Raw genomic sequence first — 25,697 nt, 5'->3', positions numbered from 1 at the left:
CTTGAAATATCGAAAGTTTTTGCCCGGAAAGGTTTAACCTTTCTAGCTAAAGTTTTCTAGTGCTCAGAGTTAGGCTAATTGACGAGTGCATTAGGCAAAATGCCTGATCGGTCTGCCAAAACTATAGGATTCGGTAGACCGTGTACCAGTAGTTTTGCCCATTGAAAACGTACGTCTGCGACTGGGCGAGTTCGAGGAAGGCGTCGGGTTTGTCCATACACACGGTCTAGTTTTGGGATTATTGGATACGCCTCTGTTGGTTCTGCGTTCACCTCATGATTAAACAAGGACCAGTCGGGTGTTTCCTGTTGGATATCGAGAACTTGTTCGACTACTCGACGGCCCTCAGTTTCTGAACGACAGAGCAATTGAAGCTGGTAGCCCTTGCTCCAATCAGAATATGAGCACATTTCTCGCCCTTTCTTCCACACAAAGCCCTCAGCCTGCATGAAATTAGCTTTAATGCGGTTGGCATAGTTTAAAGCAATCGGCTCAGTGATGGTAGATGCATCGTAATCCATTAATCTGAAGGAGATTCGACCATCGACCGGTGCATAACCCGCGTCTGTGTCGCCAACATCTTCAGCAAATCTAAGTACGATTTGAGGCTTTAACTTTCGGTGGACAGCCGCTTTGTAGCGGGTAACGTCAACACCATCTGAACCACCACGTAGAAGCTGATCTGCAAAGCGCCCGCGCAATGTTTCAAATAGCAGCATTCGACCGATAGTCATGTTGAATGAGTCATCATCACGATGGTCACAGGCTAGCGCCAGGCTGCTCCGGGGAGTGCTGATATCTAAATCACCATCCAGGTCCATATCTTTGAACCATTCACGTATTTCTCGCTTAAACGTACGGCGGATGGTGTCTTGAAGGTGTTCAACTGGGCTGAAGTTGTCAGGGAGTGGCATCGTCTGGAGGGTCTCCTTTAGCAGCGTCGGTTCCAATAACTACATCTGGGCCTTGACTGACTTGCTGTTCATTGGTGGCAGCGGTGGCTATTGGTTCATTCTCTGGTTGCCCTGGTATATCGTCGGGTCCCACATCTGAGATCGCATCTTTAAACCGTTGTCTTGCTTCTCCCAGTTCGGTGACTTCCTCTTGAATTTCACGAACATTGGAGGTGACGACGGCGAGACTATCAGCGGTGTCTTCGACTGACTCCAGGCCCTCAAACACACGGCTTAGCTTATTGCGGTAGGCATCTTGTACCTTGGCGCGCTCAGTCATCCAGGGATATGAACGCTCTCCTACAACTCCATATTTTTTAAGTGCGTTGCCAATCTTGCCGGTGTTTTCAGCGGTCCACTCCATCAGGTCTGATGTGGTATCGCTGATGTTGCGAATGGTCCAAATGATGTTACTGCCAGCCTGAAGCACGCGGTTTGCCTTTTGCCATGAAGTGCGGGTGTCTTCATAAACGTCTTCACCCACTACTGACTTGATGAAATTGGTAACGCTGTCACCCACCAAGCCATTGATATCCAATGCGTTGCCATCCTCGTCCTTGACCCCAACGGCGGCTAAGGCATTACTCACGACATAGCCCAGCGTTTCACCGATGTCACGGCTGATCATTGCGCCATTGTGGAGCACGGTGACAAGGGTCATGAGATTAATGAGCTTATCGATATGGGTGTTTTGCCAGGCCTTTTCGGCAAATTGTTGAGCCTGTTGCAACCGGGTTAATATCGTGACGCCTTGCGCATTGTTAGCAGCGATGCCAACACTATTGGCCGTGGTGGTTGCATCAATTTTTGTCAACAGCCCCAGCTGGGCGGCATCCGTGGCATTGTTGGCAAAAAGCTTTTTAACGCCATCCAAGATCCCTTTGTTACAGCCACATTTGTCGCCTTTCTTTCCAGGGGGCAGGTTCGGTTGACCACCCCCACCGTTGCCAGGCGCAGCACTCGGCTTGTTTGCCGGTCTAGGCAGGCTCGGCGTGCTCGGCTTACCCCCTGGTCCACCCGCTGGCGTGCTGGGCTTGGCGGGTCCGGGTCCCCCAAGCCCAGCAGCGGCACCGAGACCGATTGCAGCTGCTGCGGGCAGGGCGAGTGAGGCTGGACTGGGTGTTGACGTACTTGGCTCAGGCGATGACTGACCCTCACCATACCCCGGTGTCCTGGGGGCTGGTTGAGGAACGTATGGGTTCGGCTTTCTGCCTGCTGATTTCCCGCTAGAGACTTCGACTACATCAATAATTTCAAGTCGAACGTCAATAATCTCTGAATTGCTCGTTCCTGTGCCGAATACGATATGTCTTTCTCTGAATTTATCGAATGTCTGGGACGCGCCATCAGGAGAGGTGACACCAATAAACTTGTGATTTCCAGTGACATTGTCGGGGTCACTGTAGCTGGTCTTTCCGATCGGTCCGGTTACCCCTCTCTCTGTTCTTGGCCCTAGAGGAATCCAGTCGGTTGCCCCTTGAGAGGAGTCTTCGCCGTATTTTCTGGATGGCTCGTACGTGACGTCGTACCTCTTTCCAGCCTCTCCCCAGAAGTCAGGCTCAGTCCCGTAGCTTGGATCAGGCGTTTCCCGGCTTTGCCTGTGTGGTGCTCTGCTCCAACCGAAAAAGCTGTCTATCCCTGAACCTATATTGCCGAAGAAGTCATTGACTCTCCCGGAAACGGCATCAGCGCCTAGCGAGTTGTCGAACCGTCTGCCCGCTTGAACGGCGTCAGCTGCTGAACGTCCCCTCATGAGGGCCGCTGATGTGGATGCCAGTCCAGCAGGGGCGTTGAGTAGGCCTTCGCTGATCATTCCTGCGGCACTTGAAAACGGGTCAGCTAAGGCCCTGGCTGTGGCTTGGGCAGGCCCTTGGCCTTGACCGAGATTGTAGGCCGCTGTTCCTACGGCTGTGGCGGTAGCTAAGGCCGCGCTAGCTTTCTGGGGACCGGATAGATTTGAAAGAACATTTGCGGGGGCTGGAAGTCTTACGGATTGGATGGCCGTTCTAGCTCTGGGGACCTGTAATCTCATCCCTTGCGCCGCCGCCCTCACTGGGGACACGGGCTTAAGGTTCAATGGCATCCTCACATTCAAGGGCCTTGGTGCCGCCGCATGATTTTTTGACGCAAAGTGATTAGCGGCTCGTTGAAACCCCGGTCTTTGCCTGGCTGTCCATGGATTGGGCCTAGGGTCTGCTGGTTGCGGGCTATAGGGTTTGTGTTGAAGTGCTTCGGCAGGGAGCTGCCCCCCCTGTACGGTGTAGCGCGACCAATCTGGCATGACTAGCTTTGGATGAAGTCAACATTCACTGGAGCTGTTAATACTTCCTTGACGGCCTTGTATTCCATGTCATAAGCGGCACTGGCGTGGTCATCCTCCAGAAGGAAGGCGCAGCGGAAGATTAATCTTTGGTCCTTCTGATGTGATATGAATGGGCCGTTCCGCTCAAACTGCGATTGAATGCCACTATCGCCAGTGACGACAGAGGGGGGGCGTTCGTTGTAATCGAGGGCAAACCCGTGAGCATTGAGGATGGTGCATGCCCAGGCGGCTAGCTTTTCGTAGGTGTCGATATCGGCGGGAATATGACTGGCTTGGAATTGCATCGTTCACTAGTTCAAGCTTTTGGTACCTTCCGATAGTACTTAAGATCTTGTTTAAACGTCCAAGTGTAGAACTCACTGAGATGCCAGTTCGGACAAGTTCTATGGGTAAGGAGATTTATTAAGCCCCTTTCTTATAACTTTTGTAGCTGGGTAATGTTTTTAGCCATTTCTTAATGGCTCGTTGATGAACTAAAGGATTAGCTCTATTGGCTTGCCAGTCCTGCAACAATGGGCGATTGTAAGTGATGCGTGAACCCTCCCTGAAATAGTGAACCCCCTCTAACCAGTGTTCGTGGTATCGCTCGATTGTTCTGGGGGAAACACACAACAACTTTGCTGCCTGTTGTTTGTCGATGGTTTCGGGCAGTTCTGTCTCTTCTATTGTGGTGGCTATCCGTTCTTGAGCTTCGGCCTGGCGCTCCAAGGCGATCGCAATTCGGGTTAATGCATCCAGTAGCTTAAGCACGCGCCAATCCTCCATCTATCAGCTCAATACACAGCCTTTCTTCCAGCAGCAACAGGTCGTTAAAGCTACACCATTCCTTTGTGGGGCAGTCTAGCCATTGGTTTAGCCATTGATTTATCAGTGGAGATCTCCACGACAGTCCGGCAATAGTCATCAAAACCTCTACCTTCGCTATCTGATCTGAGAAGTCGATAGGACCCTCTCTGAGAGCCAAGTCACTCTTGGGGTTTTCCACAGCTCAACATCCCTGCAAGCCTGTGGAAAACCCCTCTCCTCCCCCTGAACCCCCTCCTCCTCCCCTGGGGTAAAGATTTTTTTGGGCGTCCGTCACGGGAACACACCTCAGTAACCCCCCAAAGGTGTGTAATCCCTCTGATACCAAGGATTTTGCAGAATCACTTAACGGTTCTTTACTTGCCTGAGATCGCGGTTGATCGCGCTCTGAGTCTGGCATTACACACCAATGGTCGGGATGCCAAAGGGCTAGGTTTTTGTAAAGGGTCTGGGCGGATGTCTGCGCTAACTTGCATAATTGAGTCATCCTTGCCGTAACACCCTCTAAGAGCTCTCCTCTTTTGGCTAAGTAAGTGATGGCTTGAGATATCCGCTTCCTGGCGTCGAGCTGGCGCTCGTCGTTTAGGTTTTGAATAGTGCTCACAGCTGTAGTCGTGGGTTGAGATCCAATTGGCCACCAGAAGCGTGTGGCCCATCTCGCCCAGGCTCGGCTTTTTTTTGCGATCGCACCCTGATGACGACACCACTCGTGATATCCATCACGGGTCACCGCCATTTGCTCTACATAGGTCCACAGCTCATCGTCTGCCAGGCCCTCAAATACCCGTCCATAGCATGCGATCGCTTTGAGGATGCCATTTGTTTGCCCCTGGCCTGTCCAACCAAGGTCGATTTCACGGCGTAAATCATCAACCCATAGCTCAACCTTCCCTGCGACCGATCGCCGTCGTTTACGTTGCAGTTCACGGCCTTGCTCCAATGCTGATTGAAGTAAGGACAGATCCTGGGCTTGCATACAAAAATCCCACTGCCAGAAAAACCGTTCCAGGTCTCCAGCAGTGGGAGCAAGATTGTGATCCATTAAGCAACTTCCCGAACCAGGTTGTAGTGGGAGCCGGTGACCGTTGTATTCAGTGACCTCCCACTTACGGGCGTAGGGTTTGATATTAGGGAAGGTTTCACAGTGACCAGGCTTTACCTTGATGCCTTGGGCTTCCAATGCATGTTTTAAGGTGCATGCCAGGTTGAACGTGCTCACCAGCGCTGGCAATGGGCAGTAGAGATGCCAGCCACCCGACCAGGATGATCGGGTAAGGATAGTACGTACGATGCCTATGGTTTCTAGGGCTTCTCGGATTTTATCCAGGCTTTCGGCATTGTGATAATCGCCACCAGCGTCAATATCGATAACGGCGTAACGGGTTTGGTTAGCGAATCGGACACCTACTAAAACGCCCGCGTCCTGCCATCTTGACCACAGAGCACGCGGGCGCATTGGGAATGAGTGAGTAATCCATTCAGTATTGTCGGTACGTTGGATCGTTCGCCATCTGTAATGAAATGTTTCACACAAGCGCCTGGCGGTTAAATCGCTCGGCGGCGGGTCATTTAGGAGGTTAATACGCATGTGAGTTCAATTTCAATTTATTTTGAAAAATGAGCAGAGCATCGTAGGGTAGTTCATGCGTTCGGGGTGTTAGACGTATCGTCTGACGCGGGAAAATAGGAGAGGCAAAGGGGTGATCGTGTCGCCAAACAAGAACCCCTTTGCATGTTGTCTACCCGGGCGCTTCGACTGACGAATCGCCTGATACATGCTATGTTAGATCCGAATGGTTCAAATGAGCAAATTACAGGGCCTGTTATGAAGCGCTTAAGAGAAGCCCTTGGTTTATCTCAAGAACGGTTTGCCAGACTTATTGGTTGCTCTGCTAAGAAAATTTCTCGTAGTGAGAGTGGCAGTGAGATTACGTTTACTATTCCTGAGATAAAAAATCTTGACTTGTTGTTGAAGGAGCATTTTGGTGTGGATATTCATGCCTTGCCAGATGATACTCAAAATGGAGATTTACCATTTCTCCACTAGTCATTTAGTTATAAAGACACCTGCGGTGCGAGTAGATCCAATCTGCAGGCGTCTATCCTTCCAAAATTTCGTTAGGAGGTATCTTTACACGTTCCCTTCAAAAGAGGAAAATTCGAGATTTTCGAACCAGTTTCTGAGTCTTGACAAATTGACTGCGGCGTGGCTCCACCCACGCCGCAAATTATCCAATTCAATACCGCGATGTATTCAAAAAGGACTGATCGATTATGACCGATTAATGTCTGTGTCCGTGTGATCTAACTCCTCAGGTTTTCGTGAGGTAGGCCGCATACGTGGCCACAGTTTGTAGTGTCAAAAAACTCTTATGCAACAACAGTTTTTAAAGCTGAGTGACAATCGCGTCATTGGCTTAACCGGCAATATTGCTGAGCTTCACCATATGACAGAACAAGAAGGAGGCAGTGACAGCTACTGGATAACTTGCATTGCCGGAGAACCCTACGAGCTAAAAGCTGATGAGTTTCAAAAGCTTATGGCTTGGGCCACTCATCCAGACCGCTGCATGTTCCTAGAACCTGATGAGTTAACGGAGGGATTCCAGGAATACAAAGCCCGTGGTGGGTTTATGCAGTTTGACCAATGGAAGCAAATCTATCAACGGCACCAGCGACTAGTAAAAGAGTTGGGTGTCACCGATAACCCATCCAAAAACTTGATTGACACAGTCGGCCAATTAGAAGGCTCATTACTTCTGTAATTTAGCAATAACTAAAATGCAACAACATATTCCTGAAGACGGATTGACACAACGAAAAACAGTCCAGAACCCAGCGCTTGGAAGGCTTCTCAGTTACCATCCACCAGGTACTTTCTCAATCTGGGGAAACAACACTGTCGAAGCAGCCTTTTTCCCTAAACAACAAGAGGCCATCGTCATCAGTGGTGACTTTGAAATTGTTCTGATTGAAAACACAAATAGCGTAGAAGACGCGATTGAACAATGGGATGCCGCCAAGCCAACTAATCAAGCCATGTCTGTTCAGAAGCTGAACACTTTCTGAACGGCATTAAACGGTCTAATGACAACGTTTTCACATTAAAAGTGTTCAAAAAGGTGTTCAAAAAGTGTTCAGCTTAGTTTTATCAATGTTTAGGAGTGTTCAAAATGCCTCAATCGCTTAGTTCTTGGTGTAAAGACAACGGTCTTGCCAAAGGAACTGTTCATTCAAAAGCAAAAGAACTTAAAATTGACACAAGTCATGGCCTTTCTGATGAAGCAATAGATGAATTATCCAAGGTATTTCACTTGGTTCAGACAGAAGAGGATTTGCCTGGGCAGGGTGTGACGATCCATACCGGTAATCATCGTGGGGAATTGTCCCTGCCTCAGATGCCTGGCTCTCTAGATTTGTCTGACAACCGAGGACATGCACCTCTCAATACCGTTTCAGATGATGATATTGACGCCTTTCTGTCAGTTTGTGATGCCTGTGTTGAAGGGATGCGAGCGGACTATCAAAATCAGGTTGCTATTACCCACAAAAAGAAGCAGCAGCTGTCTCGGGTAGAACAAAAGGTAGAGGAAGTAAAAGAAGAGAATATGCGCTACAGGATGCGTTCTGAGTTTATTTCTCTGCACAATGATGAATTAGACCGAAAAATTCACGAAGGGATGTCGGAACTAAGCCAGGGAAAGTCAGTTATTGGAGGAAATGGTGGGCGCTCGCAATGATTGCGCTCATAAATAGATTTAATTCAGACGTTTTTTGAGGTGATATATGGCAGGTTTTGTTTACTTGATTTGGGTTCAAGGGACTGATAGATACAAAATTGGTTCTTCTGGTTATCCAGAAAAGCGGCTTAGGGCTCTTCAAACAGGGTGCCCTTACCAATTGGAATTACTGGCCATTATGGAATGCGCGGACTCTGAATACACGGAACGTATGCTGCACCAACAATTCAAACAATATCGAACGCTTGGTGAATATTTTGCATTTTCACCACTACTCATTCCTAATGTGTTGGCTGAGTTTAACAAGATCACACCTTTTGTTGCTTCTCAGCTTCAGGAAACAGCATCTCAAGCTACATTGATTATCGAACGCTTTAATGCCTTTAAACAGTCAACGGCAGAGGACATAGTGAAAGCGTCTGAGAACGGCCTGTGCATAGGTTTTTTGTGTTCATCTCTTCAGAGAATAGGTAGGGATGAAATTCCAAATGAATACGATGTTTTTAACGTTATGGCATCTAGAAGTTGTCTGTTAGCCTCAGATATAAGTCTTGCCATAAAGTTTGCCTTTAATTTAAGAAATGTTGATGAACTAGTGATTTCATCACTAGTTCAAATGGATATCAAGCATCCAGAGTCTATTGATGTTGCTATCCAACAAATTAAAAGCTTATTGCCAAACACTTGCAGCACGTTGGAGGATTCAAGTGAATCTGTAAGCGAAAAATTGGTGGAGGATTGACATGATTTTAGCAGTAATTATTTTTGGCCTTGTGTTTATCTTCTTTTCAAAAGCTGTTCTTTCAAAGCCAAAACCTAAGGGGCGTAGACCATCTAAACATCGCCCACCCATGCCACCTCCACATTACTACTACGAGGAAGACTGAAATGGCCCAACCACTTTTGTTGTTAATAGCAGTAATTGGCTTGCTGGCTGTTGCCAGCGATTCTGACGCTTACGTAGATGACGATGATCGTTATCCCGATGACAGACAAAGGCTGCCAAGGACAATGATCGGCTCAAGGGTAGTTGAAGACTATCGCCATGAGTGGCAAGACTTTAATTATTCAGAAGAGAGTTTTCAAAGGACTCAAAGATACCAAGACGAATGGGATAACTGGGAGGATGCCGCATAATGAAAAACAAAAAATCTGCTTTGGATAGAGTTCGCCATCTGCTTGGCTATGTTCCAGAAGACGATGAAGCCATCATGGAAATTAGTAATGATGAAGGTGATCATTGGGTAATGCATGTTCCGACTCACGATTTACTTCAAACGGGCAGCTCATTGATAGGGGCTGGTGCAGAGGTGGATAAAGATGAAGAACTTTACTACCAACCTAAAAAAGCTCAGCAAGAGTACGACTCTAGAGACCATCAGCAATATAGGTTTAAAGCAGCTCGTATTGTTGATGAAGACGAAGATGATGAGAGCACCTTTGATTATGAAGATGATAGAACTCGTGACCATGATTATTGGGATTATGAGGTCACTGACTACAATTCATCTAAAGTTCCTAAAAAATATAGATGGTGGCAATAGATACGTGAGGTAAAATAGTTCACAAGTACTATTTGAGCCTGGGGTATGGAAATTACACGCATCAACCACATTGAAAATCTTCAACTTTTTCTGGAACAAGATTCTGGATGGGTAGGCTATCCAGAAGACTTACTAGACATTGAAAGAGATTGTGCATGTCAATTGATTTTCAACGCATCTGACGAAGAGAAACAACAAGCTTGTAAAGATGTTTATTACATTGTTGTTGAACCTGATTATGAAGGGACCTTGTCGTCTGGCCAGAGAGAGTTGTACGAGGCTATGTTGTATCTACAACAGAATACAGTTCATTCTGTGGTGACTGTAGGTCAGTTAATGACAAAGCTTAATCTCAAGACTCCTATGCCTGTTTTGTCGAGACTAGATAATCTTCAAACGTTGAATGCAATCGATGGATATGCATAGTGGACTACATCGGGCCTAAATAGGCCAACTGTCACACAGGTCAACGCCCCATTCCTTCGTTGGGGGCTGTGAATGAAACCGGCGTAACTACGTTGACTAGTTGCCACCCCAGCAAACAACCAAATTCATTGATCATGAGGATTGTTCTTCCAAAGAATTGGATTATTGGATTGTTGAGGTTAGACAACCTGTAAGCTTTCAACCTGATTGTAGCTATGGGCCAGATGTCTACGTTGATGCGGGCTAATTTTCCTCCACATCCTTTAGCTACAAACCCAGAAAAATCCGAAAATTTGATTTTAGTACTGTAAGAACTCTGTAAGCCGATGTATAAAAATACTTGGTAGGTCATCGCCGTTTAGCTACGCTTTCCAATGCCCCAATCTCGTCAGCTTCTGAATACGGTGTTTATGGTAACTGTCCTGGGGTTACTGTTTCCCCAGGTTACCCAAGCGGCGTTGGTAGAGCGAGCTGGGCCAATCTGGTTAGAGAATCGCCTAGAGTTACCGCTGGCCGAGTCAACGCGAATAGCCCAGGCTGACCCGAGACAAGCAGAAGCGGATCGACTTAATGCTGAGGGCATAGAGCAATATAACCAGGCTAATTATCCAGAAGCCTTAGAGCTTTTCCAGCAATCGTTGGCCATTCGTCAAGACATCGGCGACCGCCGGGGCGTCGGGGCGTCGCTCAACAATATCGGCTTCATCTACGATAGTCAGGGGGATTATCCGCAAGCGCTGGACTACTACCAGCAGGCGTTGGCCATTCGTCAAGACATCGGCGACCGCCGGGGCGAAGGAACGATGCTCAACAATATCGGCTTCATCTACTCTCGTCAGGGGGATTATCCGCAAGCGCTGGACTACTTCCAGCAGGCGTTGGCCATTCGTCAAGACATCGGCGACCGCCGGGGCGTCGGGGCGTCGCTCAACAATATCGGCGGCATCTACTCTAGTCAGGGGGATTATCCGCAAGCGCTGGACTACTACCAGCAGGCGTTGGCCATTAGTCAAGACATCGGCGACCGCCGGGGCGTCGGGGAGTCGCTCAACAATATCGGCTTCATCTACTCTCGTCAGGGGGATTATCCGCAAGCGCTGGACTACTTCCAGCAGGCGTTGGCCATTCGTCAAGACATCGGCGACCGCCGGGGCGTCGGGGAGTCGCTCAACAATATCGGCTTCATCTACTCTCGTCAGGGGGATTATCCGCAAGCGCTGGACTACTTCCAGCAGGCGTTGGCCATTAGTCAAGACATCGGTGACCGCAGTGGCGAAGGGGCAACGCTCAACAATATCGGCGTCATCTATGATAGTCAGGGGAATTATCCGCAAGCGCTGGACTACTACCAGCAGTCGTTGGCCATTAGTCAAGACATCAGTGCTCCAGAATTAGAGGCGGCTTCCCTGGCAAATATTGGTCGCTGGTTTGAGCAGCAGGAACAGCCTGCTTTAGCCATTCTCTTTTTTAAGCAAGCGGTTAACACCTACGAAGTGATCCGCACCAACAATCAAGATTTTTCTTCTCAGGAACTGCAGCAAAGCTATACCGAGACCGTTGCTGATGACTATCGAGCCCTGGCTGATCTCTTACTACAGCAAAACCGAGTGCTAGAGGCCCAGCGAGTAATCGACTTGCTTAAAGTGCAAGAGCTAGACGACACATTACGCGGTGTACGAGGCAACTCATCCACTGCATCCGGTGTACCTCTGCTTGAGGAAGAAAAAACTCTTCTGGCCCGAAGTCAACAAATTTTCCAACAGGGCATCGGCATCTCCCAAGAACTCGGTGAACTCAGACAAATTCCCCTGGCAGAGCGAACTGTCGCCAACAACGAGCGCATCTTTGCTCTAGAAAACTTACAGTCAGAACTGCTCACAACATTTTTAGATTTTGTCGCCAGTCCTGAAGTGACCGACCTGATCGCCAACCTCAGCGACATTGCCAAACAAAGTGACCTGATCACCAAACTAGCCAGCGATGAATTTATCAACCTGCGCAACAACCTGGCCGACATCGACAACGCCGCTCTGATCTATCCTCTTATCCTTGAAAATCGCTTAGAGCTAGTGCTGGTCACCAGCAGCGGTCCACCCACCCACTACCCCATCACCGTCGATGAAGACACCCTGCGGGACACCGTCTTTGAATTTCAACAGGCTCTACGAGATAAAACCAGCACCCCCGAACCCCTGGCCCAGCAGCTCTACGACTGGGTTATTCCAGAGGCGTTAGAAACCGCCTTCACCCAGCAGGGCATTGAAACCATCCTCTATGCCCCAGACGGCATTTTGCGTTATATCCCCTTAGCCGCTCTCCACACTGGTGACCAATGGCTGATCGAGCGCTACCAGATTAACCACATCACTGCCGCTAGCCTCACTGACCTTAACCTAGAGGATGACCCAGAGCCTTTAGTATTAGCAGGGGCCTTTAGCGAAGGCAATCATCCTAGCCCAGCGGGTGACCTGTGGGGACTACCCTATGCTGGTGTGGAAGTAGAAAAACTAGCTGATTTGTTGCCCACCAGTCCCCTGTTACTCAATAAAGAGTTTTCATTAGCAGGCACTGCCCCACTGATGAATGACCATACCATTGTGCACTTTGCCACACATGCCGCCTTTCTTGTGGAGTCACCCCTGGAGTCATTTATTATGTTTGGCAATGGCGATCGCCTGACCTTACAAGAGCTAAAAAACTGGCGCGGACGCTTTAGCAATGTGGACCTGGTAGTACTGAGTGCCTGTGAAACTGGTGTGGGCAATGTACGCGATGCCGATGGTGAGGAGATCCTGGGCTTTGGCTATCTGATGCAGACAGCGGGAGCCAGTGCGGCCATGGCATCTCTCTGGCAGGTAAGTGACGGCGGCACCCAAATACTGATGACCGAGTTTTACCAAGCGCTAAAAGATGGCCTGGGCAAAGCTGAAGCTCTACAGCATGCGCAGCGCACCCTGATCGGTGGTGAGGGCGTTAACCTGGCCGATGTGGAACGTATTATTGGCCAGCGTCCAGCCGATGCTGAAACGATTTATAGTCAGCTCAGTCATCCTTACTATTGGGCACCGTTTATCTTGATTGGCAACGGATTGTAGACCATAATTTTGATTAATGGCATTCCCATCTAAAAACAAAGTAGAGAACATCGCTGAGATACTCAATCTCATTCACGTGAAGGGTTGTGGTGAATATTGGACAGAAGATATTGCGAGGTGCACTGGTTACAACGAGAGATTTATTGAGCCTCAGTTTGATTACTCCAAACAGATTTAAGTTCAGTTTCACCTCTCACACTTCCCGTATAGTGTCTCAAAATAGTCTCCTCACTGTTGCCAGTAATGGAGGCTATTTCACTGATAGACCAGCCTTGGTCGATTGCCTGAGAGATAAAACTGTGTCTCGTATTGTACGGCTTGCGGTAGGGCACATTGGCAGCGGCCAGCGCCGGTGTCCAATGTCGCTTCCTAAAATTATGGTCATCGATGGGGTTACCCTTGGGACTGGTAAACACTAAATCATCGTCGCGGACCGTGGCTGATCGCCTGGCTCGAAACATAGCGACCAGGTCGGGCGATAGTTTAAATGCTCTACTCCGATTGGTCTTAGTCGGCTTCCGCTCACCACGTCCCCACGACTCACCAATCCAGACGCGATCGCAATTTTCCGATAGGTGCTTCCACCTCAAACCGGCAGCTTCACCCGTCCGGCAACCAACACCCATCAGGAATTTAACAAAGTCCAAGTAATGGGCATGGTTAGCTTTAAACTCGTCGAGGATGCGGCCATATTCATCTTGAGTAAAGGGTCTGGGGCGTTGCTTCGGAGGCACCTTCACCCTGACATTGACCCATGGGTTTTCGGTTACCAGCTTCTTGCCGATCGCCCAGCTCCAGCAACTGCGAATCATGCCGATACGTTCCTTCGCTGTTGACGGGGCCAGGCGCTTCACCAGCCAATCACGGAAGTCTAAAGCATGGTCCTCAATGACCCGCTCCGCCTGGCGGCTACCAAAGTAAGTTTCAAGTTGCGATCGCAACCCAAGATACTTATCTAGTGAGCGTTTTGTCACCTGTCGACGTTTCCAGTCAACGAATTTCTGATAGAGCTCAACGACTGTCAGGCTATCGACCGACTCATATCTGTACTTGACCAAAGATTTATCAAATTGACCAGACAGGATGTCTGCTCTAATGATGGCCCCTTTAGCCTCTGCTAAGCTGCGGTTTGCCGGTGTATTGAGCAAGCCCACCGCCATGGTGTAGCGCTTTCCCTGGTGGTTCCACCGCAGTCGAAGCCACCCTTTATCTACATGTAGTGCGATTTGCCCCTTACGGGCTTTCTTTTGCTTAGGCTCAGTCACCAGTTTTCGTCGACCAACTATCGACCAGTTTATGGCGTATTGTGACGTGACAATGACGCTTTCAGGCGTCACCGTCGACCAATTGATACTTGACGAACCCTGGCTTTAAAAACACAAAAACCGCTGATACCAGCGGTTTTCATTAATCGGAGCGGCGGGATTTGAACCCACGACCCCTACTACCCCAAAGTAGTGCGCTACCAAGCTGCGCTACGCCCCGATGCGTTTTTAACGCTTGACTAGCATAGCATACGGTCAGGTTATAGGTACACCAAATATGGTGTACTGGGACACTTTAATAAAGGCGGCTTTTCTGGTGTTGGGTTAAGCTCTGTTTGAGCCAATACCCACTAAAATCCATAGCTCCAACGGGCATAGTAACCCCGAGTATCAATGTGGGTAAACACAGTAGCGCTGGCTAAACCACCTTTAGATCCCCACCAACGGTTAAGTCGATCGTAAACATCATAAGGATGAATACCGGAGGCCACAAAATCAACGGCATCACCGGATAGATGGCGTGATCGGCTAGCGCCGCCCACACGACGATTAGTGACTGGATCACGGTACCAGGAGTTGATGGTAATGGGACGCCCTCCCAAGCGATCGCGGACCTCTTCCATCACACGGGCAATGCGAATAATGCCGTACACTACATTGCGATTGACTGGAATACGACTGCCACCATGGGTGGCTTCTCCCCAGGTGAAGTGGCCGTTGGGAATAATGGGGTTTGATAAATAGAAGTTGCCTTGAAACCCGGGCAGTTTAATGTAGGGACCACTGGGCTTTGGCCGTGGTGTTTCATTTTTGGGCTGGTTATCTTTTTCGTTGCCCTCAATTTCAATGTCGGGTTTATAGGCGTACCAAATTAGTTCAGGGCGATTGTTAAAACTGGGTTCTGCCAGCTCAACTTTGACATGGTTCGATGAGGCTAGCTCATGGCTGATTAGCTCTAATTCAGTTGTGTTTTTAACAAATACTTTATCCTGGTTGCTGAGCTTAGACGACATCTGGGGCGATGTTTTAAACAGGGTATCACTAGTGACCGTTAGGGTAATGGTGTCGCCCACAATGCGCACATCTGGTTTGTAGACGTACCATGTTGTCCGATTTTCGGGACCCAGGAATGCATTTGCGATCGCAACTCTAATGTGCTGCCCTTCCGCTGGTAAATGGGACTGTAGGTAATACTCTGTGCCATTAGGAACAAACACCTTTTCGCGATCGCTCAGCTGATTTGACAATACAGGACGCTGCTTAAACAAGGTATCGCTCATCACCGTCAGCTTGACATTAGTGTCATAAACCCGCGCATCAGGTTTATACACATACCAGTCTTTTTTACTCGCTGGCCCCAAGGGTTCGACCAGAGTCACCTTATAGTGACCATCCCGCGTAACGTCTAGCTTAGCCAGATCAAACTCTGTACCATTGGCAACGAATACTTTCTCCTGCCTTGCCAGATCGGTAGATAGACCAGGACGAAGTTTGAATTGAGTATCGCTAACGACCTTTAGTTTTTTCATATCGTTTTTACACCCTGATCACTAGAGCATCATGCCCGGTTAATCCCAATGAAAACTTTCAATGTTGCAGAGATTTACCATACATTTGCCCAGTGTAAAGCAATCGGTCGATGTCCATATCAAAATACGTTGATACGGTCTAATTCGGCTAAAACCTCTGGAACAATATTAGGGGGCCATGCCCCTTCTCCACCACGCCCATTGAGTAATATAAAGCGCAAGCCATAGGTATGATGAAACCCCTCGGCTTCCATCCAAAGCTGAGGGGTTTCTTGTTCACAGGTTATGTGCTCATCAGGCATCAGCTCGGTGGCCATAGACGTCATCGTGGCTGCTAACTGTTGGGCTATACGACGCAGGGATTCGAACTCAGACTGCGTCAGCTCCATGGCCCAATGCTCACCGCCAACTAAGGCCTTAAAATTAGCGCGATCGTCATCCCAACCTAATCGCCAACCCTTACCTTCCCTGAGCAATGCAGTCATTACTGATTGAAAAGCTGCTCCAAACTACGGACAAGCTCATGTCGTTGCTGACGACTTAGAGTCTGCATCGCCTGCTTGTCAGCACTCGTGACGACAGATACCTTGGAGCCACCTCGATGATAAGGGGCATCAAGATAGTCAGCCATGGATAACTCCCAATCAAGGTGATACTGAGCCGGTCGAGCTTGAGTATCGAGATGGTAGTCAATAAAGCGACTTAATAGCGTGGTGTTCTCCGCCGTTGCTCGGGGAATATCGGGATATTTACCGTAAAGCTGGTCTGCTAGCTTAGTGGTCGCGCAAGCGACGACTTGGCAGTTAGTCTGTGGAGTCTGAGCCGCCATCAGAGGCTCACCCACCTGTAAAATGCTGCCAGCTAAGACCATTAGGGTGGCTAAAGTGGCCAGGAATAAAAATTTGAGCTGCTTACCCATACCGCTGAGCATTAGTGCGATTAGTAATAAATAAAAGAAAGATATCTGGTAGTTCTAGTTGTATATACCGAAGAAAACTGGTTTATCGGTGTAGTAAACCAGTTCCTTCGGTGCTTTATTCGCCAATAATCTCGGGCTGAGTCAGCTCATCTGACATTTCAACGATAGCGCGCAGCACAGGCTTCATGCGAGACTCATCGATGTTGTCAAACTCTTCGAAACGACGACGCTGGGCGCGATTGGCCACTTGAACAGTGATGCGATAGCGGTTTGATGCTGCACTAATTAGGTCTTCAGTACGGCGCATCATCTGAGTGGTATCGATTGCCAGACGCTTCATTAAGGAGTCCTCTAGGGTCGGTTTTTTAGAACCTATCCATACTAACGCAGCTTACTGGCAGTCATGACAACGCAAATCTTCTTTTCGCGCTGCCTACGTTCTCATAAACTTTTACAATGATTAATATACCAATATTTTGTGGCCAGTTCTAAATTGAATAAGGTTCCGCATACCTTTATCTGTAAGGCTTTCTACAATAAACTATCGGAGCTTGTGGGATGGCGGGTTGATGGCTAGGTTAGGGGACCATCCCCACTAATCATTAACAGCACGCTATCTCATTTGAGTTTTCTGGCCCATCACTTAAGCACCTTTTCCCCTGTTGTTCGATCAGAATTATGCCAGATACATTGACGAAATTCGTTTACCAAACCTTTCAGCAGGGTAAACAAGCCTTTGGTTACACCCACAAAACTGTGCTCAATCATCTACGCGATGTAGTTTCTCCAGTGGAAACGACTAGCAGATCTGAACTTCCCGCATCTACATTGGCGCTTCTAAAGCGGCGACTTGATGACCTGACTGAAGTTGATTGGCAGGATGCAGAATCTGGGGTATATCCCAAAAGTTTGCTGTTTGATAATCCCTGGGATGACTTTTTTAAGTATTACCCCATGGTGGTTTTGGATACGCCCAGTGCATGGGACCGTTCAAAAAATAAGCAGTATCAAGAATTTGACTCCGAGATTAGCACTGAAGGCTATCCCAGCTACTATGTGCAAAATTTTCACCATCAAACCGATGGTTACCTGAGTGAGATGTCGGCTAATCTGTATGACCTCCAGGTAGAGCTCTTGTTCAACGGCTCAGCCGATCCAATGCGTCGTCGCATCCTGGCTCCGTTGAAGCGTCATATCGATAACTTGGCGGGTAATCCAAAAGTATTGGATGTTGCCTGCGGGACCGGGCGTACCCTCAAGATGATTCGGGATACTCTACCCCAAACATCACTCTATGGTGTGGATTTATCTCCTACTTATTTACGTAAAGCTAATGAGCTGCTGAGTAAGGAGCCAGGCACGCTGCCTCAACTGATTCAGGCGAATGCTGAAGCGCTGCCTTATCTGGACAATTACTTTGAGGCCACGGTCAGCGTCTTCCTATTCCATGAATTGCCTGCCGAGGTGCGCCAGACCGTGATTAATGAGTGCTATCGCGTCACTAAGCCTGGCGGGGTGTTTGTCATCTGCGATTCGATCCAAAAACTCGATGCCCCTGAGTTTGCACCTATGATGGAAAACTTCCCTACTATTTTCCACGAGCCCTACTACCGTCAGTACAGCACGGATAATATTGAGGCTCGTCTGGAGTCTGCAGGATTCCAAAGTGTAGAGATGTCCAACCACTTTATGAGTAAGTACTGGGTAGCAAAGAAGGCTTGATGTTTTTCCAGCACACTGTTCCAATTTTGAAACACCAACCGAGTTCTTTCCGCTTCCTTCTCTCAACATACAAGGGGATCGGGGGTGGGTTAACCGTTAAAAACTTTCTCAGCCCATAAAAAAGGGGGATGGCCACAGCCATCCCCCTTTTACTTAGCTTTGTTAACGACTTCAGTTAAACTAACGCGTGCTGAAACTTAAACAGCAACAGCAACCTTAGCGTTAAGTTCACCCGCTTCGTACTTAGCAGCGAAGATTTCAACACCAGCCTGCTTGATCTTAGAAGCATTACCAGCAGTACCGAATGCAGTGTAGCGATCAGAGCACACTTGCTTCATGTACTTAATGGAAGGCTTGAGGAAGTGGCGAGGATCAAAATTGGCAGGATCCTTCATCGCAGCTTCGCGGATAGCAGCTGTGATAGCCAGACGGTTGTCAGTATCAATGTTCACCTTACGAACACCGCTCTTGATACCCTTCTGGATTTCTTCAACAGGTACACCGTAAGTTTCAGGAATGCTACCGCCATGGGCGTTAATCATGTCCAACCACTTCTGGGGAACGGAGGAAGAACCATGCATTACCAGGTGAGTGTTGGGCAGACGCTTATGAATTTCTTCAATGCGACTGATGGCTAGGATTTCGCCAGTGGGCTTACGGGTAAATTTGTAAGCACCGTGGCTAGTACCAATGGCAACAGCCAGGGCATCAACCTGAGTCGCTTCTACAAACTGTACAGCCTCGTCAGGGTCAGTCAGGAGCTGGTCATGGCTAAGAGTACCTTCAAAACCGTGACCATCTTCAGCTTCACCTTGACCAGTCTCTAGGGAGCCCAGGCAACCCAGTTCTCCTTCAACACTGGCACCAATGGAGTGAGCAACCTTAACCACTTCAGCAGTTACGTTAACGTTGTACTCAAAGCTAGCGGGAGTCTTGGCATCAGCTTCAAGGGAGCCGTCCATCATCACACTAGTAAAGCCATTGCGGATTGCAGAGTAGCAAGTTGCAGGGCTATTACCGTGGTCTTGGTGCATAACCACCGGAATGTGAGGATACGTCTCGATAGCCGCCAAAACAAGATGGCGCAAGAAGTTCTCACCAGCGTACTTACGGGCACCGCGGGAAGCCTGCAAAATTACAGGACTATCAGTCTCATCAGCAGCCTGCATAATTGCCAGGATCTGCTCCATGTTGTTTACGTTGTAAGCGGGAATGCCGTAGCCGTTCTCAGCGGCGTGATCCAGCAAGAGCCGCATAGGTACAAGCGCCATATAATCCTCCTAGTACTTTTCGCCGTTTTGGCAGCTTCAATTAAAGGGTCGAATAGGTATCCCTACTCATCAATATTAGGTCACAACCCCGAACTTATGACGAGTTGTTTCTGAAACCTGAGTATTTCATTAAGGATAGCAGCATCCATAATAATGGCTCTGTGGAATCGGTAACTTTGACAATTCCTTTGTCAATAAAAATCTAGAAACCTTCCCATCAGGCCCTTTAGGCCTAACCAAATTAGTTCAAATCAAAACAAGTTTAAAACGAGCTTTACAATATGGGTCGCCTGGGATTCGAACCCAGGACCAATCGGTTAAAAGCCGAGTGCTCTACCGCTGAGCTAGCAACCCGCGTTGAGAAAATTATCTCGAACACAGTTATTTAATATAACAGATGTTTTCCAAGTTCGAGTAGAAAATTTAAAAACCTGTGGATTGGTCTTGGGTCAATTGGGTTAAGCCTAATGGCTACTTGGGTTTGCGGGTCTGTGGAATTCGTTTTTGATGGACAATGGCCACTTCGCATGCGTCGTGTGGTTTTGCTTAGGTGGTAACACGGTCGATGTAGCGGCCATCAATTAGAAAAGAGCCTCTCTCAAATTTAACGGCCCAATAACCGCCCAGTTTTTGTTCAAGGACAATGCCTTCTTCCCCCAGATTGACTAGATCGGGGGGGCGCAACATGGGCATGGAGGCAGCGGTTTTGAGATAGGGAGGTGGGGTGGTGACCGTGACGCGATCGCCCACCGTGAATAGCTTGTCAGCCATGGCAGGTTATTGGTACTTCAACAGAATTACCCTAACCTATAGCATTGACAGAAAAATACCAACGTAAGTCTTTGATTTCACTGCAAAACTATTGGGCAGCTGTATCTCGTAGCCAAGGTTTTCTTGGCTACTTAAAGGAATCTCTTAAAAGAAATCTCTTAAGTGGTGTCACCGTTTATCCACTAGAGTTCTTCTGCTACTGAATGATATGAGGCTTGGGTTTATAGTCATGACGTATGAAACTGTAGAATGACTTTTCTTTAATCGATAGGTTTTTTATCTGCAATGGGAGGCCCAGTCGAATCGCTGAAACTACGCATAAGATCCGAGCTGGAGGAGGCAGAGACGAAACTGGGGCTGGGGGTGAATATTGCGATCGCAACCCTAATCCTGATTTCAGCCGGACTGTTTATCGTTGAAACCTATCCCTTGCCCACGACTGTGGGTGTGGCCTTAACCTACCTTGACTGGCTTATTCTGGCTATTTTCATGGTGGAATACGGTGTGCGCCTCTGGGCGGCTGAGCGACCGCTACGCTATATCGTTAACCCCTACGCGATTGTGGATTTGGTGGCAATTTTGCCAATTTTAGTTGGTTTTTTTGACATGCGCTTGCTGCGGCTCATCCGCTGGTTACGTGTGCTCAAACTGGCTCGATTTCTAGAAGAAGAACGCTGGCTAGGGCGTGAGGGGCTGATCATTGCCCGCATTGTGTTTACCCTGGTTTCTATTATTTTTATTTATTCGGGTGCTATTTATCAGGTAGAGCATCCCGTTAAACCCAACGTCTTTGGCACGTTTTTGGATGCGATGTACTTTGCTGTTGTCACCATGACCACTGTGGGCTACGGCGATGTTACCCCCGTCTCTGACGCTGGACGTACCCTTACAGTCATGATGATTTTGACAGGGATTACTCTCATCCCGACTCAGGTTGGTAGTTTGATTCAAAACATTAACCGGATTCAAACCGTCAATGCCATGAGGTGTGAACACTGTGGTTTGTCAGGCCATGAAAGCGACGCCGTTTACTGTCGACGTTGCGGTGCAAAATTACCGGAGGTGCAGTCAACCTCAACAACGTAAGAAAGGATGGCATTGCCACTTTCCCTTATGGGCTTAGAAAGCGGCATTGGACACCAGCGCTGGCCGCTGCCAATGTGCCCTATCGCCAGCCATACACAGTTTTATTTCTCAGGCAATCGACCAAGGCTGGTCTATCAGTGAAATAGCCTCCATCATCGGCAACAGTATTGTGCAGCCTCTATGGGTGTAATCTATTTTACTGAGATCTTGCACCTGGCAAGGAAGCATTAACCCGCCTTGGACTCAAAGTTGCAAGGCTAACTGGCTCAAAACCGCTCAAGCGGTTAAAGACTCCCTAGAAGCTCTATATCTAGGGCTGCCCAGCCAATCTTGTCCCTTTAGTGGACAGCCCTCAATTAGCGTTGGGTTTTGAACCCAACGTGGGTTTGAGCTTCACAACCGACCTTGGTGCAAGATCTGAGTTTTACCTACCTACTGATCTAAGACGGTTATCATATTCATGTCTTGTGCTGTCATAGGTTGCGCGACTGTGGGGCTGTGTTCTGTGGCAGACTGAATAAAGGGGGTGAAAAGCTTTGTCAGAGCGGATTAGCGGCTTTTTGCTCGTCTTTGGGATCCGCGCAAACGCTGGAAGGCTTATCAGTGCAATGTTTTGTGGGATGAAGGTAACTTAAAGACGTGCACTTTGACTTGACTGAGAACTATAATGGGGTAGATTCGCGCAAATGTACCTTGAAAACTAAATGCAGCCAACGTTTCAATGGGCTGCCGTCACAATCAACCACTTCCCCTCACGGGGATTGAAACCCATCACCCCAACGACTTGGGCTTCTGAATTACGGGTCACAACCAACCACTTCCCCTCACGGGGATTGAAACGTTTAAGCGCGCCTATGGTAGCTGCCCAGGCCTGATGTCACAACCAACCACTTCCCCTCACGGGGATTGAAACACCCTATTGGGCAACGTTAGCCGGTACACAGGGTACGTCACAACCAACCACTTCCCCTCACGGGGATTGAAACGCCTAGCTCTCCTCTCCTCAGACTCCCCCACAAACGTCACAACCAACCACTTCCCCTCACGGGGATTGAAACAAGACTTCCTTTTCTACCTCTTCAGAACAATTAGCGGGTCACAACCAACCACTTCCCCTCACGGGGATTGAAACGCCATCTTTGCTTACCGGCTCGACTACCTTCAACAGTCACAATCAACCACTTCCCCTCACGGGGATTGAAACCTGAGTGTTGCGAGTACAGCAACTCAAGCACCTTCAGGTCACAATCAACCACTTCCCCTCACGGGGATTGAAACGGATGATATTTGTGAACTAAGCAAGCGTAGAGCCAGTCACAATCAACCACTTCCCCTCACGGGGATTAAAACACAGCGCTGTCCAGAGCCACCATTAAAATTATTGGTCACAATCAACCACTTCCCCTCACGGGCTACTGTGTACACACATCTCAGACTGAGGTTCAAAATCCTGAACTACCACCTTAATCCCTCCCTTGGTAAGCTACGGTGTATACACATCTAGAAGATAATGTCCCAAAAGATAGACCTGACCTTGAATTGGCCCTCATCCTAAATCCTTCTCCCTGGGGGCGAAGGACTTTGAGGTCAGGCCCCCCTTCTCCCCCAGGGAGTAAGGGGTTGGGGGAGAAGGGCTCGATACTTAGAACCACTCTCCGACTTATGTATACACCGTAGCCTCTCACGGGGATTGAAACATAAAAGCTTTTATAGTTTTTCCTCCAACCACCTGGAGTCACAATCAACCCACCCATCACTCCATCTCCCCCAACTCCCGCATCACCCGCCGCGCCAACTTCGAATACGTCTTCGCCGTCTCATACGCCAACTCCATATCATCCGCAATCTCCTGCAACGAATCCCCCATCTCCCGACGCGCCAGAATCGTCGCCCACGTCTCAGCCGTATCAATGGCACGACGACCACCCTGACGTTTTTTAGTAGAGAGAAATATCTCCGTCAATTCGTCCATCCGTTCAGCCAGCAATCGCTGCTGAGTCGGCATCTGGGGTGAGGCCTGGGCCGTATGCCACCCCAACTGAGTTTCCCCTAAACCAAAAGTAGTTTTATGACCTGTGCCACAATAAGGAGCCAACTGAGTCAGGGCATAAAACATAGCCACAAAAGGTCGTTCAGTGATACCGCGTCGGTCAAGCGCATAGGTCACAGCACCGGTAAACCCGGTTACAGAGCCCCGTTTGCCGACAGCTACTTTTTCTGTAGCTATCTGATGTTGGGTCAGAATCACATAGGTATCAACCCAGTCGAGAAAGTCATCCTGATTAACAGGCTTTTTAGCAAAATGATTCCAACGACGTAGATAACTATGGAATACATTGGGAGGCCAGGGTAAGGGTAGATGATGGCCCTTACGCCGAAAACTGGTAGGGCTATGGAAGCTAAGGCTAACACTGCCTTCTCCCATTTGCCCTTGCCGCAAAAGTTTGGCATAGGTAGTGGGCGGCTGTGCCAAATTAACCGATTCTATGATCAGGGGTGTATTTCTTAGGACAATCTCGTTAGGCAATTGTCGCAGCCAGGTAACGAGTCCCTGAGTGACAGGTTTACAAAGAGAACTAACGCGCCAACGATAGCGTTTATTTTTTTGTAGCTGCAGCGATTGACTTTGGGAAATAAACTGCCCGTCTAATCCGGTGAGGCTAAACGGCTTTTCTGATTCACCATCATGCATATAGGCAGATAGCTCCGGGTCAATACCTTGTATCTGGTGCAGCAACCAAGCATGGAGCCCAATGGTATATTGAGCATAGAGATCGCTATTAGCCACAGGCTTAAGGACAAATTCTAAACTGACCACCTCAGTCGTTTTAGGCCAGTAGGTCTTAGCAGAGAGATTGAGGCTGGTGTCTGATCTTTTAGTACGCGGCATAGCTTCGACGTCGCCCAGCTGAGCGGGAAGAAGAATTTAATTAGGGCATTTTATCCCCTATGGGGGATGATAACCCATAATCTTACAATCGCAACCCATCAATCGCGATCTCATCCACACATATCATGTATCCATGGGGTTGGCATTGCCCCCGTGACATCCATTCCACCCCCACCGATCACTAGGTTACGGAAACCGTAACAAAGCTAACAAAAGCATTTTCCCATGACACATTAGAAAGGTGCTTCCACAAACGTGAAAAGGGGATATAGAACCAATGATCACATTACAACGATGGATTTTGCCATCAGCAGGTTTAGTACTAGGGGCCACAGCCCTGGCCCTAGGGTTGATCAATACAGCAACAATTTCCCCCGCTAACGCGCAGGAACCCTTGTTGCGAGTATTAACCGTTACCGGTGAAGGTAATGAAAGCATTCCAGCCACCCTAGCCCAGGTCCAGCTTGGAGTTACAGCACAAGGGAATACTGCAGAGGCTGTGCAACAAGAGATAGCCCAACGCTCATCCGCCGTGATTGAGCTATTAAAATCGAACAATGTTGAACAACTCCAGACCACCGGTATCCGGCTAAATCCACAGTATGACTATGAAAGTAGCCGCCCACGGATTACAGGATACAACGGCTCTAATACCGTTAGTTTTGAAATGCCAACAGATGCAGTTGGCCCATTGTTGGATGATGCGATTTCCGCTGGAGCCAATCAGATCAACAACGTTAGCTTTATTGCCGAAGACAATGCCATCGACAGTGCCCGCGATACCGCTCTGCAAGAGGCCACAGCCGATGCCCAAGCTCAGGCAAATGCAGTACTGGAGAGCCTTAATCTAAGTGCCGGAGAGATTGTCAGCATTCAGGTTAATAATGCGGTTCCTCCCAAACCCATACCCTATGCAGCTCAAGCCAGATTAGCTGATGAAGCCGCTGCCCATAGTAGCACCCCCGTAGAAGGCGGAGAACAAACCGTCAATGCCAGGGTAACGTTACAAATTCGGTATTAAAGGGTATGCTCGCAAATTAGGAACTGTTACGCATTGCCAGGGTTTGGGTGGTTATATATGATGTGGGAGATGGATGCGATCGCAATTCCTATGCTTAATCAGCGCAATATACTAACGGCACTTGGATGCTCAGGTTCCTTAGCTTTAGCCCTATCAGTAACTCAGCCTGCCGTAGCCAGCCAACCTACAGAGCACACTGTTGAGGATGGACTCACTAATCTAGTACAAGCAGACTCCAACCCAATTACAGATGCACTGACTTGCAGCTGTGCCCGCTGTCTATGGGGACAGCAACAGACCTCCATGTAGGCGTTTGCAGCTGTAATATAACTTCAGTG

Annotated in this window: 27 protein-coding genes, 2 tRNA genes and 1 CRISPR repeat array; of the genes, 13 read left to right on the top strand and 16 right to left on the bottom strand. The window is 48.5% G+C overall.

The features are described from left to right. Window positions 1-74: 74 nt before the first annotated feature. From QGP82_RS23775 to QGP82_RS23755, 5 genes are all read right to left on the bottom strand, one after another. The gene (locus tag QGP82_RS23775) at window positions 75-914 is read right to left on the bottom strand and encodes a hypothetical protein (RefSeq protein ID WP_499061232.1); all 840 of its coding nucleotides are present in this window, start codon (window positions 912-914) and stop codon (window positions 75-77) included. Next, entirely contained in the window at window positions 901-3,234 is a 2,334-nt protein-coding gene (locus QGP82_RS23770; RefSeq protein WP_499061231.1) for a hypothetical protein, read from the bottom strand. The genes QGP82_RS23775 and QGP82_RS23770 overlap by 14 nt, the downstream gene beginning before the upstream one ends. Before the next feature lie 2 nt (window positions 3,235-3,236). Continuing rightward, window positions 3,237-3,560: a hypothetical protein gene (locus tag QGP82_RS23765; protein WP_499061230.1), complete on the bottom strand. Its 324-nt coding sequence runs from the start codon at window positions 3,558-3,560 to the stop codon at window positions 3,237-3,239. 118 nt (window positions 3,561-3,678) lie between these two features. Further along, entirely contained in the window at window positions 3,679-4,041 is a 363-nt protein-coding gene (locus tag QGP82_RS23760; RefSeq protein WP_499061229.1) for a hypothetical protein, read from the bottom strand. A 223-nt stretch (window positions 4,042-4,264) separates the two neighbouring features. Further along, on the bottom strand, window positions 4,265-5,536 hold the full coding sequence (locus QGP82_RS23755; RefSeq protein ID WP_499061228.1) for a bifunctional DNA primase/polymerase: 1,272 nt from the start codon (window positions 5,534-5,536) through the stop codon (window positions 4,265-4,267). A 276-nt stretch (window positions 5,537-5,812) separates the two neighbouring features. Between QGP82_RS23755 and QGP82_RS23750 the strand changes: the two genes are divergently transcribed. The 8 genes from QGP82_RS23750 to QGP82_RS23715 all read left to right on the top strand — a co-directional run bounded on the left by QGP82_RS23750 (window position 5,813) and on the right by QGP82_RS23715 (window position 9,790). Next, window positions 5,813-6,127: a helix-turn-helix domain-containing protein gene (locus QGP82_RS23750; RefSeq protein ID WP_499061227.1), complete on the top strand. Its 315-nt coding sequence runs from the start codon at window positions 5,813-5,815 to the stop codon at window positions 6,125-6,127. A gap of 325 nt (window positions 6,128-6,452) precedes the next feature. Next, window positions 6,453-6,845, top strand: coding sequence for a hypothetical protein (locus QGP82_RS23745; protein WP_163702812.1), 393 nt, complete (start codon window positions 6,453-6,455; stop codon window positions 6,843-6,845). Between the two features lie 16 nt (window positions 6,846-6,861). Beyond that, window positions 6,862-7,149: a hypothetical protein gene (locus QGP82_RS23740; RefSeq protein WP_499061226.1), complete on the top strand. Its 288-nt coding sequence runs from the start codon at window positions 6,862-6,864 to the stop codon at window positions 7,147-7,149. A gap of 104 nt (window positions 7,150-7,253) precedes the next feature. Further along, window positions 7,254-7,820 (top strand): hypothetical protein, encoded by a 567-nt coding sequence (locus QGP82_RS23735; protein WP_499061225.1) that lies wholly within the window; start codon window positions 7,254-7,256, stop codon window positions 7,818-7,820. 46 nt (window positions 7,821-7,866) lie between these two features. Beyond that, window positions 7,867-8,562 (top strand): GIY-YIG nuclease family protein, encoded by a 696-nt coding sequence (locus QGP82_RS23730; protein WP_499061224.1) that lies wholly within the window; start codon window positions 7,867-7,869, stop codon window positions 8,560-8,562. Between the two features lie 146 nt (window positions 8,563-8,708). Next, a complete protein-coding gene (locus tag QGP82_RS23725; RefSeq protein ID WP_499061223.1) occupies window positions 8,709-8,957 on the top strand; it encodes a hypothetical protein in 249 nt (82 codons plus the stop codon). Next, window positions 8,957-9,364 carry a hypothetical protein gene (locus tag QGP82_RS23720; protein ID WP_163702817.1) on the top strand — a complete coding sequence of 136 codons (408 nt, stop codon included), beginning with the start codon at window positions 8,957-8,959 and terminating at the stop codon, window positions 9,362-9,364. The genes QGP82_RS23725 and QGP82_RS23720 overlap by 1 nt, the downstream gene beginning before the upstream one ends. Before the next feature lie 45 nt (window positions 9,365-9,409). Then, the gene (locus QGP82_RS23715; RefSeq protein ID WP_163702818.1) at window positions 9,410-9,790 is read left to right on the top strand and encodes a hypothetical protein; all 381 of its coding nucleotides are present in this window, start codon (window positions 9,410-9,412) and stop codon (window positions 9,788-9,790) included. A gap of 40 nt (window positions 9,791-9,830) precedes the next feature. On the opposite strand, the gene QGP82_RS23710 is transcribed toward QGP82_RS23715, so the two are convergent. After that, window positions 9,831-10,142, bottom strand: a complete 312-nt coding sequence (locus QGP82_RS23710) for a hypothetical protein (protein ID WP_499061222.1) — start codon at window positions 10,140-10,142, stop codon at window positions 9,831-9,833. Between the two features lie 22 nt (window positions 10,143-10,164). Between QGP82_RS23710 and QGP82_RS23705 the strand changes: the two genes are divergently transcribed. Further along, window positions 10,165-12,885, top strand: coding sequence for a tetratricopeptide repeat protein (locus tag QGP82_RS23705; RefSeq protein WP_499061221.1), 2,721 nt, complete (start codon window positions 10,165-10,167; stop codon window positions 12,883-12,885). Between the two features lie 140 nt (window positions 12,886-13,025). Here the strand turns inward: QGP82_RS23705 and QGP82_RS23700 are convergent, their stop codons facing one another. The 6 genes from QGP82_RS23700 to QGP82_RS23675 form a co-directional block, all read right to left on the bottom strand. Continuing rightward, on the bottom strand, window positions 13,026-14,222 hold the full coding sequence (locus QGP82_RS23700; protein WP_499061220.1) for a tyrosine-type recombinase/integrase: 1,197 nt from the start codon (window positions 14,220-14,222) through the stop codon (window positions 13,026-13,028). 74 nt (window positions 14,223-14,296) lie between these two features. Continuing rightward, window positions 14,297-14,370, bottom strand: a tRNA-Pro gene (locus tag QGP82_RS23695). Between the two features lie 130 nt (window positions 14,371-14,500). Continuing rightward, window positions 14,501-15,679 (bottom strand): D-Ala-D-Ala carboxypeptidase family metallohydrolase, encoded by a 1,179-nt coding sequence (locus tag QGP82_RS23690; RefSeq protein WP_499061219.1) that lies wholly within the window; start codon window positions 15,677-15,679, stop codon window positions 14,501-14,503. A gap of 119 nt (window positions 15,680-15,798) precedes the next feature. Next, window positions 15,799-16,164 (bottom strand): DUF1818 family protein, encoded by a 366-nt coding sequence (locus QGP82_RS23685; protein WP_163659081.1) that lies wholly within the window; start codon window positions 16,162-16,164, stop codon window positions 15,799-15,801. Further along, entirely contained in the window at window positions 16,164-16,598 is a 435-nt protein-coding gene (locus tag QGP82_RS23680) for a hypothetical protein (protein ID WP_163659082.1), read from the bottom strand. The genes QGP82_RS23685 and QGP82_RS23680 overlap by 1 nt, the downstream gene beginning before the upstream one ends. A gap of 115 nt (window positions 16,599-16,713) precedes the next feature. Then, on the bottom strand, window positions 16,714-16,938 hold the full coding sequence (locus QGP82_RS23675; protein WP_006516025.1) for a DNA-directed RNA polymerase subunit omega: 225 nt from the start codon (window positions 16,936-16,938) through the stop codon (window positions 16,714-16,716). Window positions 16,939-17,276: 338 nt separating this feature from the next. On the opposite strand from QGP82_RS23675, the gene QGP82_RS23670 reads away from it, so the two are divergent. Then, window positions 17,277-18,320, top strand: a complete 1,044-nt coding sequence (locus QGP82_RS23670) for a class I SAM-dependent methyltransferase (RefSeq protein ID WP_499061218.1) — start codon at window positions 17,277-17,279, stop codon at window positions 18,318-18,320. 197 nt (window positions 18,321-18,517) lie between these two features. Here QGP82_RS23670 and fba read toward each other — a convergent pair whose 3' ends face one another. The 3 genes from fba to sipA all read right to left on the bottom strand — a co-directional run bounded on the left by fba (window position 18,518) and on the right by sipA (window position 20,362). Then, entirely contained in the window at window positions 18,518-19,591 is a 1,074-nt protein-coding gene (gene fba, locus QGP82_RS23665; protein ID WP_163659084.1) for a class II fructose-bisphosphate aldolase, read from the bottom strand. Window positions 19,592-19,873: 282 nt separating this feature from the next. Beyond that, a tRNA-Lys gene (locus QGP82_RS23660) sits at window positions 19,874-19,945 on the bottom strand. A 192-nt stretch (window positions 19,946-20,137) separates the two neighbouring features. Beyond that, on the bottom strand, window positions 20,138-20,362 hold the full coding sequence (gene sipA / locus QGP82_RS23655) for a regulatory protein SipA (protein WP_006516028.1): 225 nt from the start codon (window positions 20,360-20,362) through the stop codon (window positions 20,138-20,140). Between the two features lie 285 nt (window positions 20,363-20,647). On the opposite strand from sipA, the gene QGP82_RS23650 reads away from it, so the two are divergent. After that, on the top strand, window positions 20,648-21,448 hold the full coding sequence (locus tag QGP82_RS23650) for an ion transporter (RefSeq protein ID WP_163659085.1): 801 nt from the start codon (window positions 20,648-20,650) through the stop codon (window positions 21,446-21,448). A gap of 731 nt (window positions 21,449-22,179) precedes the next feature. Further along, a CRISPR array of direct repeats spans window positions 22,180-22,798; the repeat unit is 37 nt; unit sequence GTCACAACCAACCACTTCCCCTCACGGGGATTGAAAC. A gap of 403 nt (window positions 22,799-23,201) precedes the next feature. On the opposite strand, the gene cas6 is transcribed toward QGP82_RS23650, so the two are convergent. Continuing rightward, complete coding sequence (gene cas6 / locus QGP82_RS23645; RefSeq protein ID WP_499061216.1) at window positions 23,202-24,338, bottom strand: CRISPR-associated endoribonuclease Cas6; 1,137 nt, start codon at window positions 24,336-24,338, stop codon at window positions 23,202-23,204. 277 nt (window positions 24,339-24,615) lie between these two features. Between cas6 and QGP82_RS23640 the strand changes: the two genes are divergently transcribed. Together QGP82_RS23640 and QGP82_RS23635 are read left to right on the top strand one after the other, a co-directional pair. Further along, entirely contained in the window at window positions 24,616-25,359 is a 744-nt protein-coding gene (locus QGP82_RS23640; RefSeq protein WP_163662124.1) for an SIMPL domain-containing protein, read from the top strand. Between the two features lie 57 nt (window positions 25,360-25,416). Further along, window positions 25,417-25,668 (top strand): hypothetical protein, encoded by a 252-nt coding sequence (locus QGP82_RS23635; RefSeq protein ID WP_163662126.1) that lies wholly within the window; start codon window positions 25,417-25,419, stop codon window positions 25,666-25,668. The last annotated feature ends 29 nt before the right edge of the window (window positions 25,669-25,697 follow it).

Source organism: Leptothoe sp. LEGE 181152, from assembly GCF_032906605.1.
Taxonomy (GTDB): Bacteria; Cyanobacteriota; Cyanobacteriia; order Phormidesmidales; family Phormidesmidaceae; genus Leptothoe; species Leptothoe turfae.
Note: the sequence above shows the minus strand (reverse complement) of the source record. Positions and strands in the feature narration are given on the sequence as shown.

Excerpts from the sequence above, each read along its gene's own strand:
- sipA (WP_006516028.1), bottom strand. The coding sequence starts at position 20,362 with ATGGCTGACAAGCTATTCACGGTGGGCGATCGCGTCACGGTCACCACC.
- QGP82_RS23750 (WP_499061227.1), top strand. The coding sequence starts at position 5,813 with ATGTTGTCTACCCGGGCGCTTCGACTGACGAATCGCCTGATACATGCT.
- QGP82_RS23745 (WP_163702812.1), top strand. The coding sequence starts at position 6,453 with ATGCAACAACAGTTTTTAAAGCTGAGTGACAATCGCGTCATTGGCTTA.
- QGP82_RS23755 (WP_499061228.1), bottom strand. The coding sequence starts at position 5,536 with ATGCGCCCGCGTGCTCTGTGGTCAAGATGGCAGGACGCGGGCGTTTTA.
- QGP82_RS23740 (WP_499061226.1), top strand. The coding sequence starts at position 6,862 with ATGCAACAACATATTCCTGAAGACGGATTGACACAACGAAAAACAGTC.
- QGP82_RS23775 (WP_499061232.1), bottom strand. The coding sequence starts at position 914 with ATGCCACTCCCTGACAACTTCAGCCCAGTTGAACACCTTCAAGACACC.
- QGP82_RS23765 (WP_499061230.1), bottom strand. The coding sequence starts at position 3,560 with ATGCAATTCCAAGCCAGTCATATTCCCGCCGATATCGACACCTACGAA.
- QGP82_RS23670 (WP_499061218.1), top strand. The coding sequence starts at position 17,277 with ATGCCAGATACATTGACGAAATTCGTTTACCAAACCTTTCAGCAGGGT.
- QGP82_RS23720 (WP_163702817.1), top strand. The coding sequence starts at position 8,957 with ATGAAAAACAAAAAATCTGCTTTGGATAGAGTTCGCCATCTGCTTGGC.
- QGP82_RS23650 (WP_163659085.1), top strand. The coding sequence starts at position 20,648 with ATGGGAGGCCCAGTCGAATCGCTGAAACTACGCATAAGATCCGAGCTG.
- QGP82_RS23705 (WP_499061221.1), top strand. The coding sequence starts at position 10,165 with ATGCCCCAATCTCGTCAGCTTCTGAATACGGTGTTTATGGTAACTGTC.
- cas6 (WP_499061216.1), bottom strand. The coding sequence starts at position 24,338 with ATGCCGCGTACTAAAAGATCAGACACCAGCCTCAATCTCTCTGCTAAG.
- QGP82_RS23715 (WP_163702818.1), top strand. The coding sequence starts at position 9,410 with ATGGAAATTACACGCATCAACCACATTGAAAATCTTCAACTTTTTCTG.
- QGP82_RS23640 (WP_163662124.1), top strand. The coding sequence starts at position 24,616 with ATGATCACATTACAACGATGGATTTTGCCATCAGCAGGTTTAGTACTA.
- QGP82_RS23710 (WP_499061222.1), bottom strand. The coding sequence starts at position 10,142 with ATGACCTACCAAGTATTTTTATACATCGGCTTACAGAGTTCTTACAGT.
- fba (WP_163659084.1), bottom strand. The coding sequence starts at position 19,591 with ATGGCGCTTGTACCTATGCGGCTCTTGCTGGATCACGCCGCTGAGAAC.
- QGP82_RS23760 (WP_499061229.1), bottom strand. The coding sequence starts at position 4,041 with ATGGAGGATTGGCGCGTGCTTAAGCTACTGGATGCATTAACCCGAATT.
- QGP82_RS23730 (WP_499061224.1), top strand. The coding sequence starts at position 7,867 with ATGGCAGGTTTTGTTTACTTGATTTGGGTTCAAGGGACTGATAGATAC.
- QGP82_RS23675 (WP_006516025.1), bottom strand. The coding sequence starts at position 16,938 with ATGAAGCGTCTGGCAATCGATACCACTCAGATGATGCGCCGTACTGAA.
- QGP82_RS23685 (WP_163659081.1), bottom strand. The coding sequence starts at position 16,164 with ATGACTGCATTGCTCAGGGAAGGTAAGGGTTGGCGATTAGGTTGGGAT.
- QGP82_RS23690 (WP_499061219.1), bottom strand. The coding sequence starts at position 15,679 with ATGAAAAAACTAAAGGTCGTTAGCGATACTCAATTCAAACTTCGTCCT.
- QGP82_RS23725 (WP_499061223.1), top strand. The coding sequence starts at position 8,709 with ATGGCCCAACCACTTTTGTTGTTAATAGCAGTAATTGGCTTGCTGGCT.
- QGP82_RS23735 (WP_499061225.1), top strand. The coding sequence starts at position 7,254 with ATGCCTCAATCGCTTAGTTCTTGGTGTAAAGACAACGGTCTTGCCAAA.
- QGP82_RS23680 (WP_163659082.1), bottom strand. The coding sequence starts at position 16,598 with ATGGGTAAGCAGCTCAAATTTTTATTCCTGGCCACTTTAGCCACCCTA.
- QGP82_RS23770 (WP_499061231.1), bottom strand. The coding sequence starts at position 3,234 with ATGCCAGATTGGTCGCGCTACACCGTACAGGGGGGGCAGCTCCCTGCC.
- QGP82_RS23635 (WP_163662126.1), top strand. The coding sequence starts at position 25,417 with ATGATGTGGGAGATGGATGCGATCGCAATTCCTATGCTTAATCAGCGC.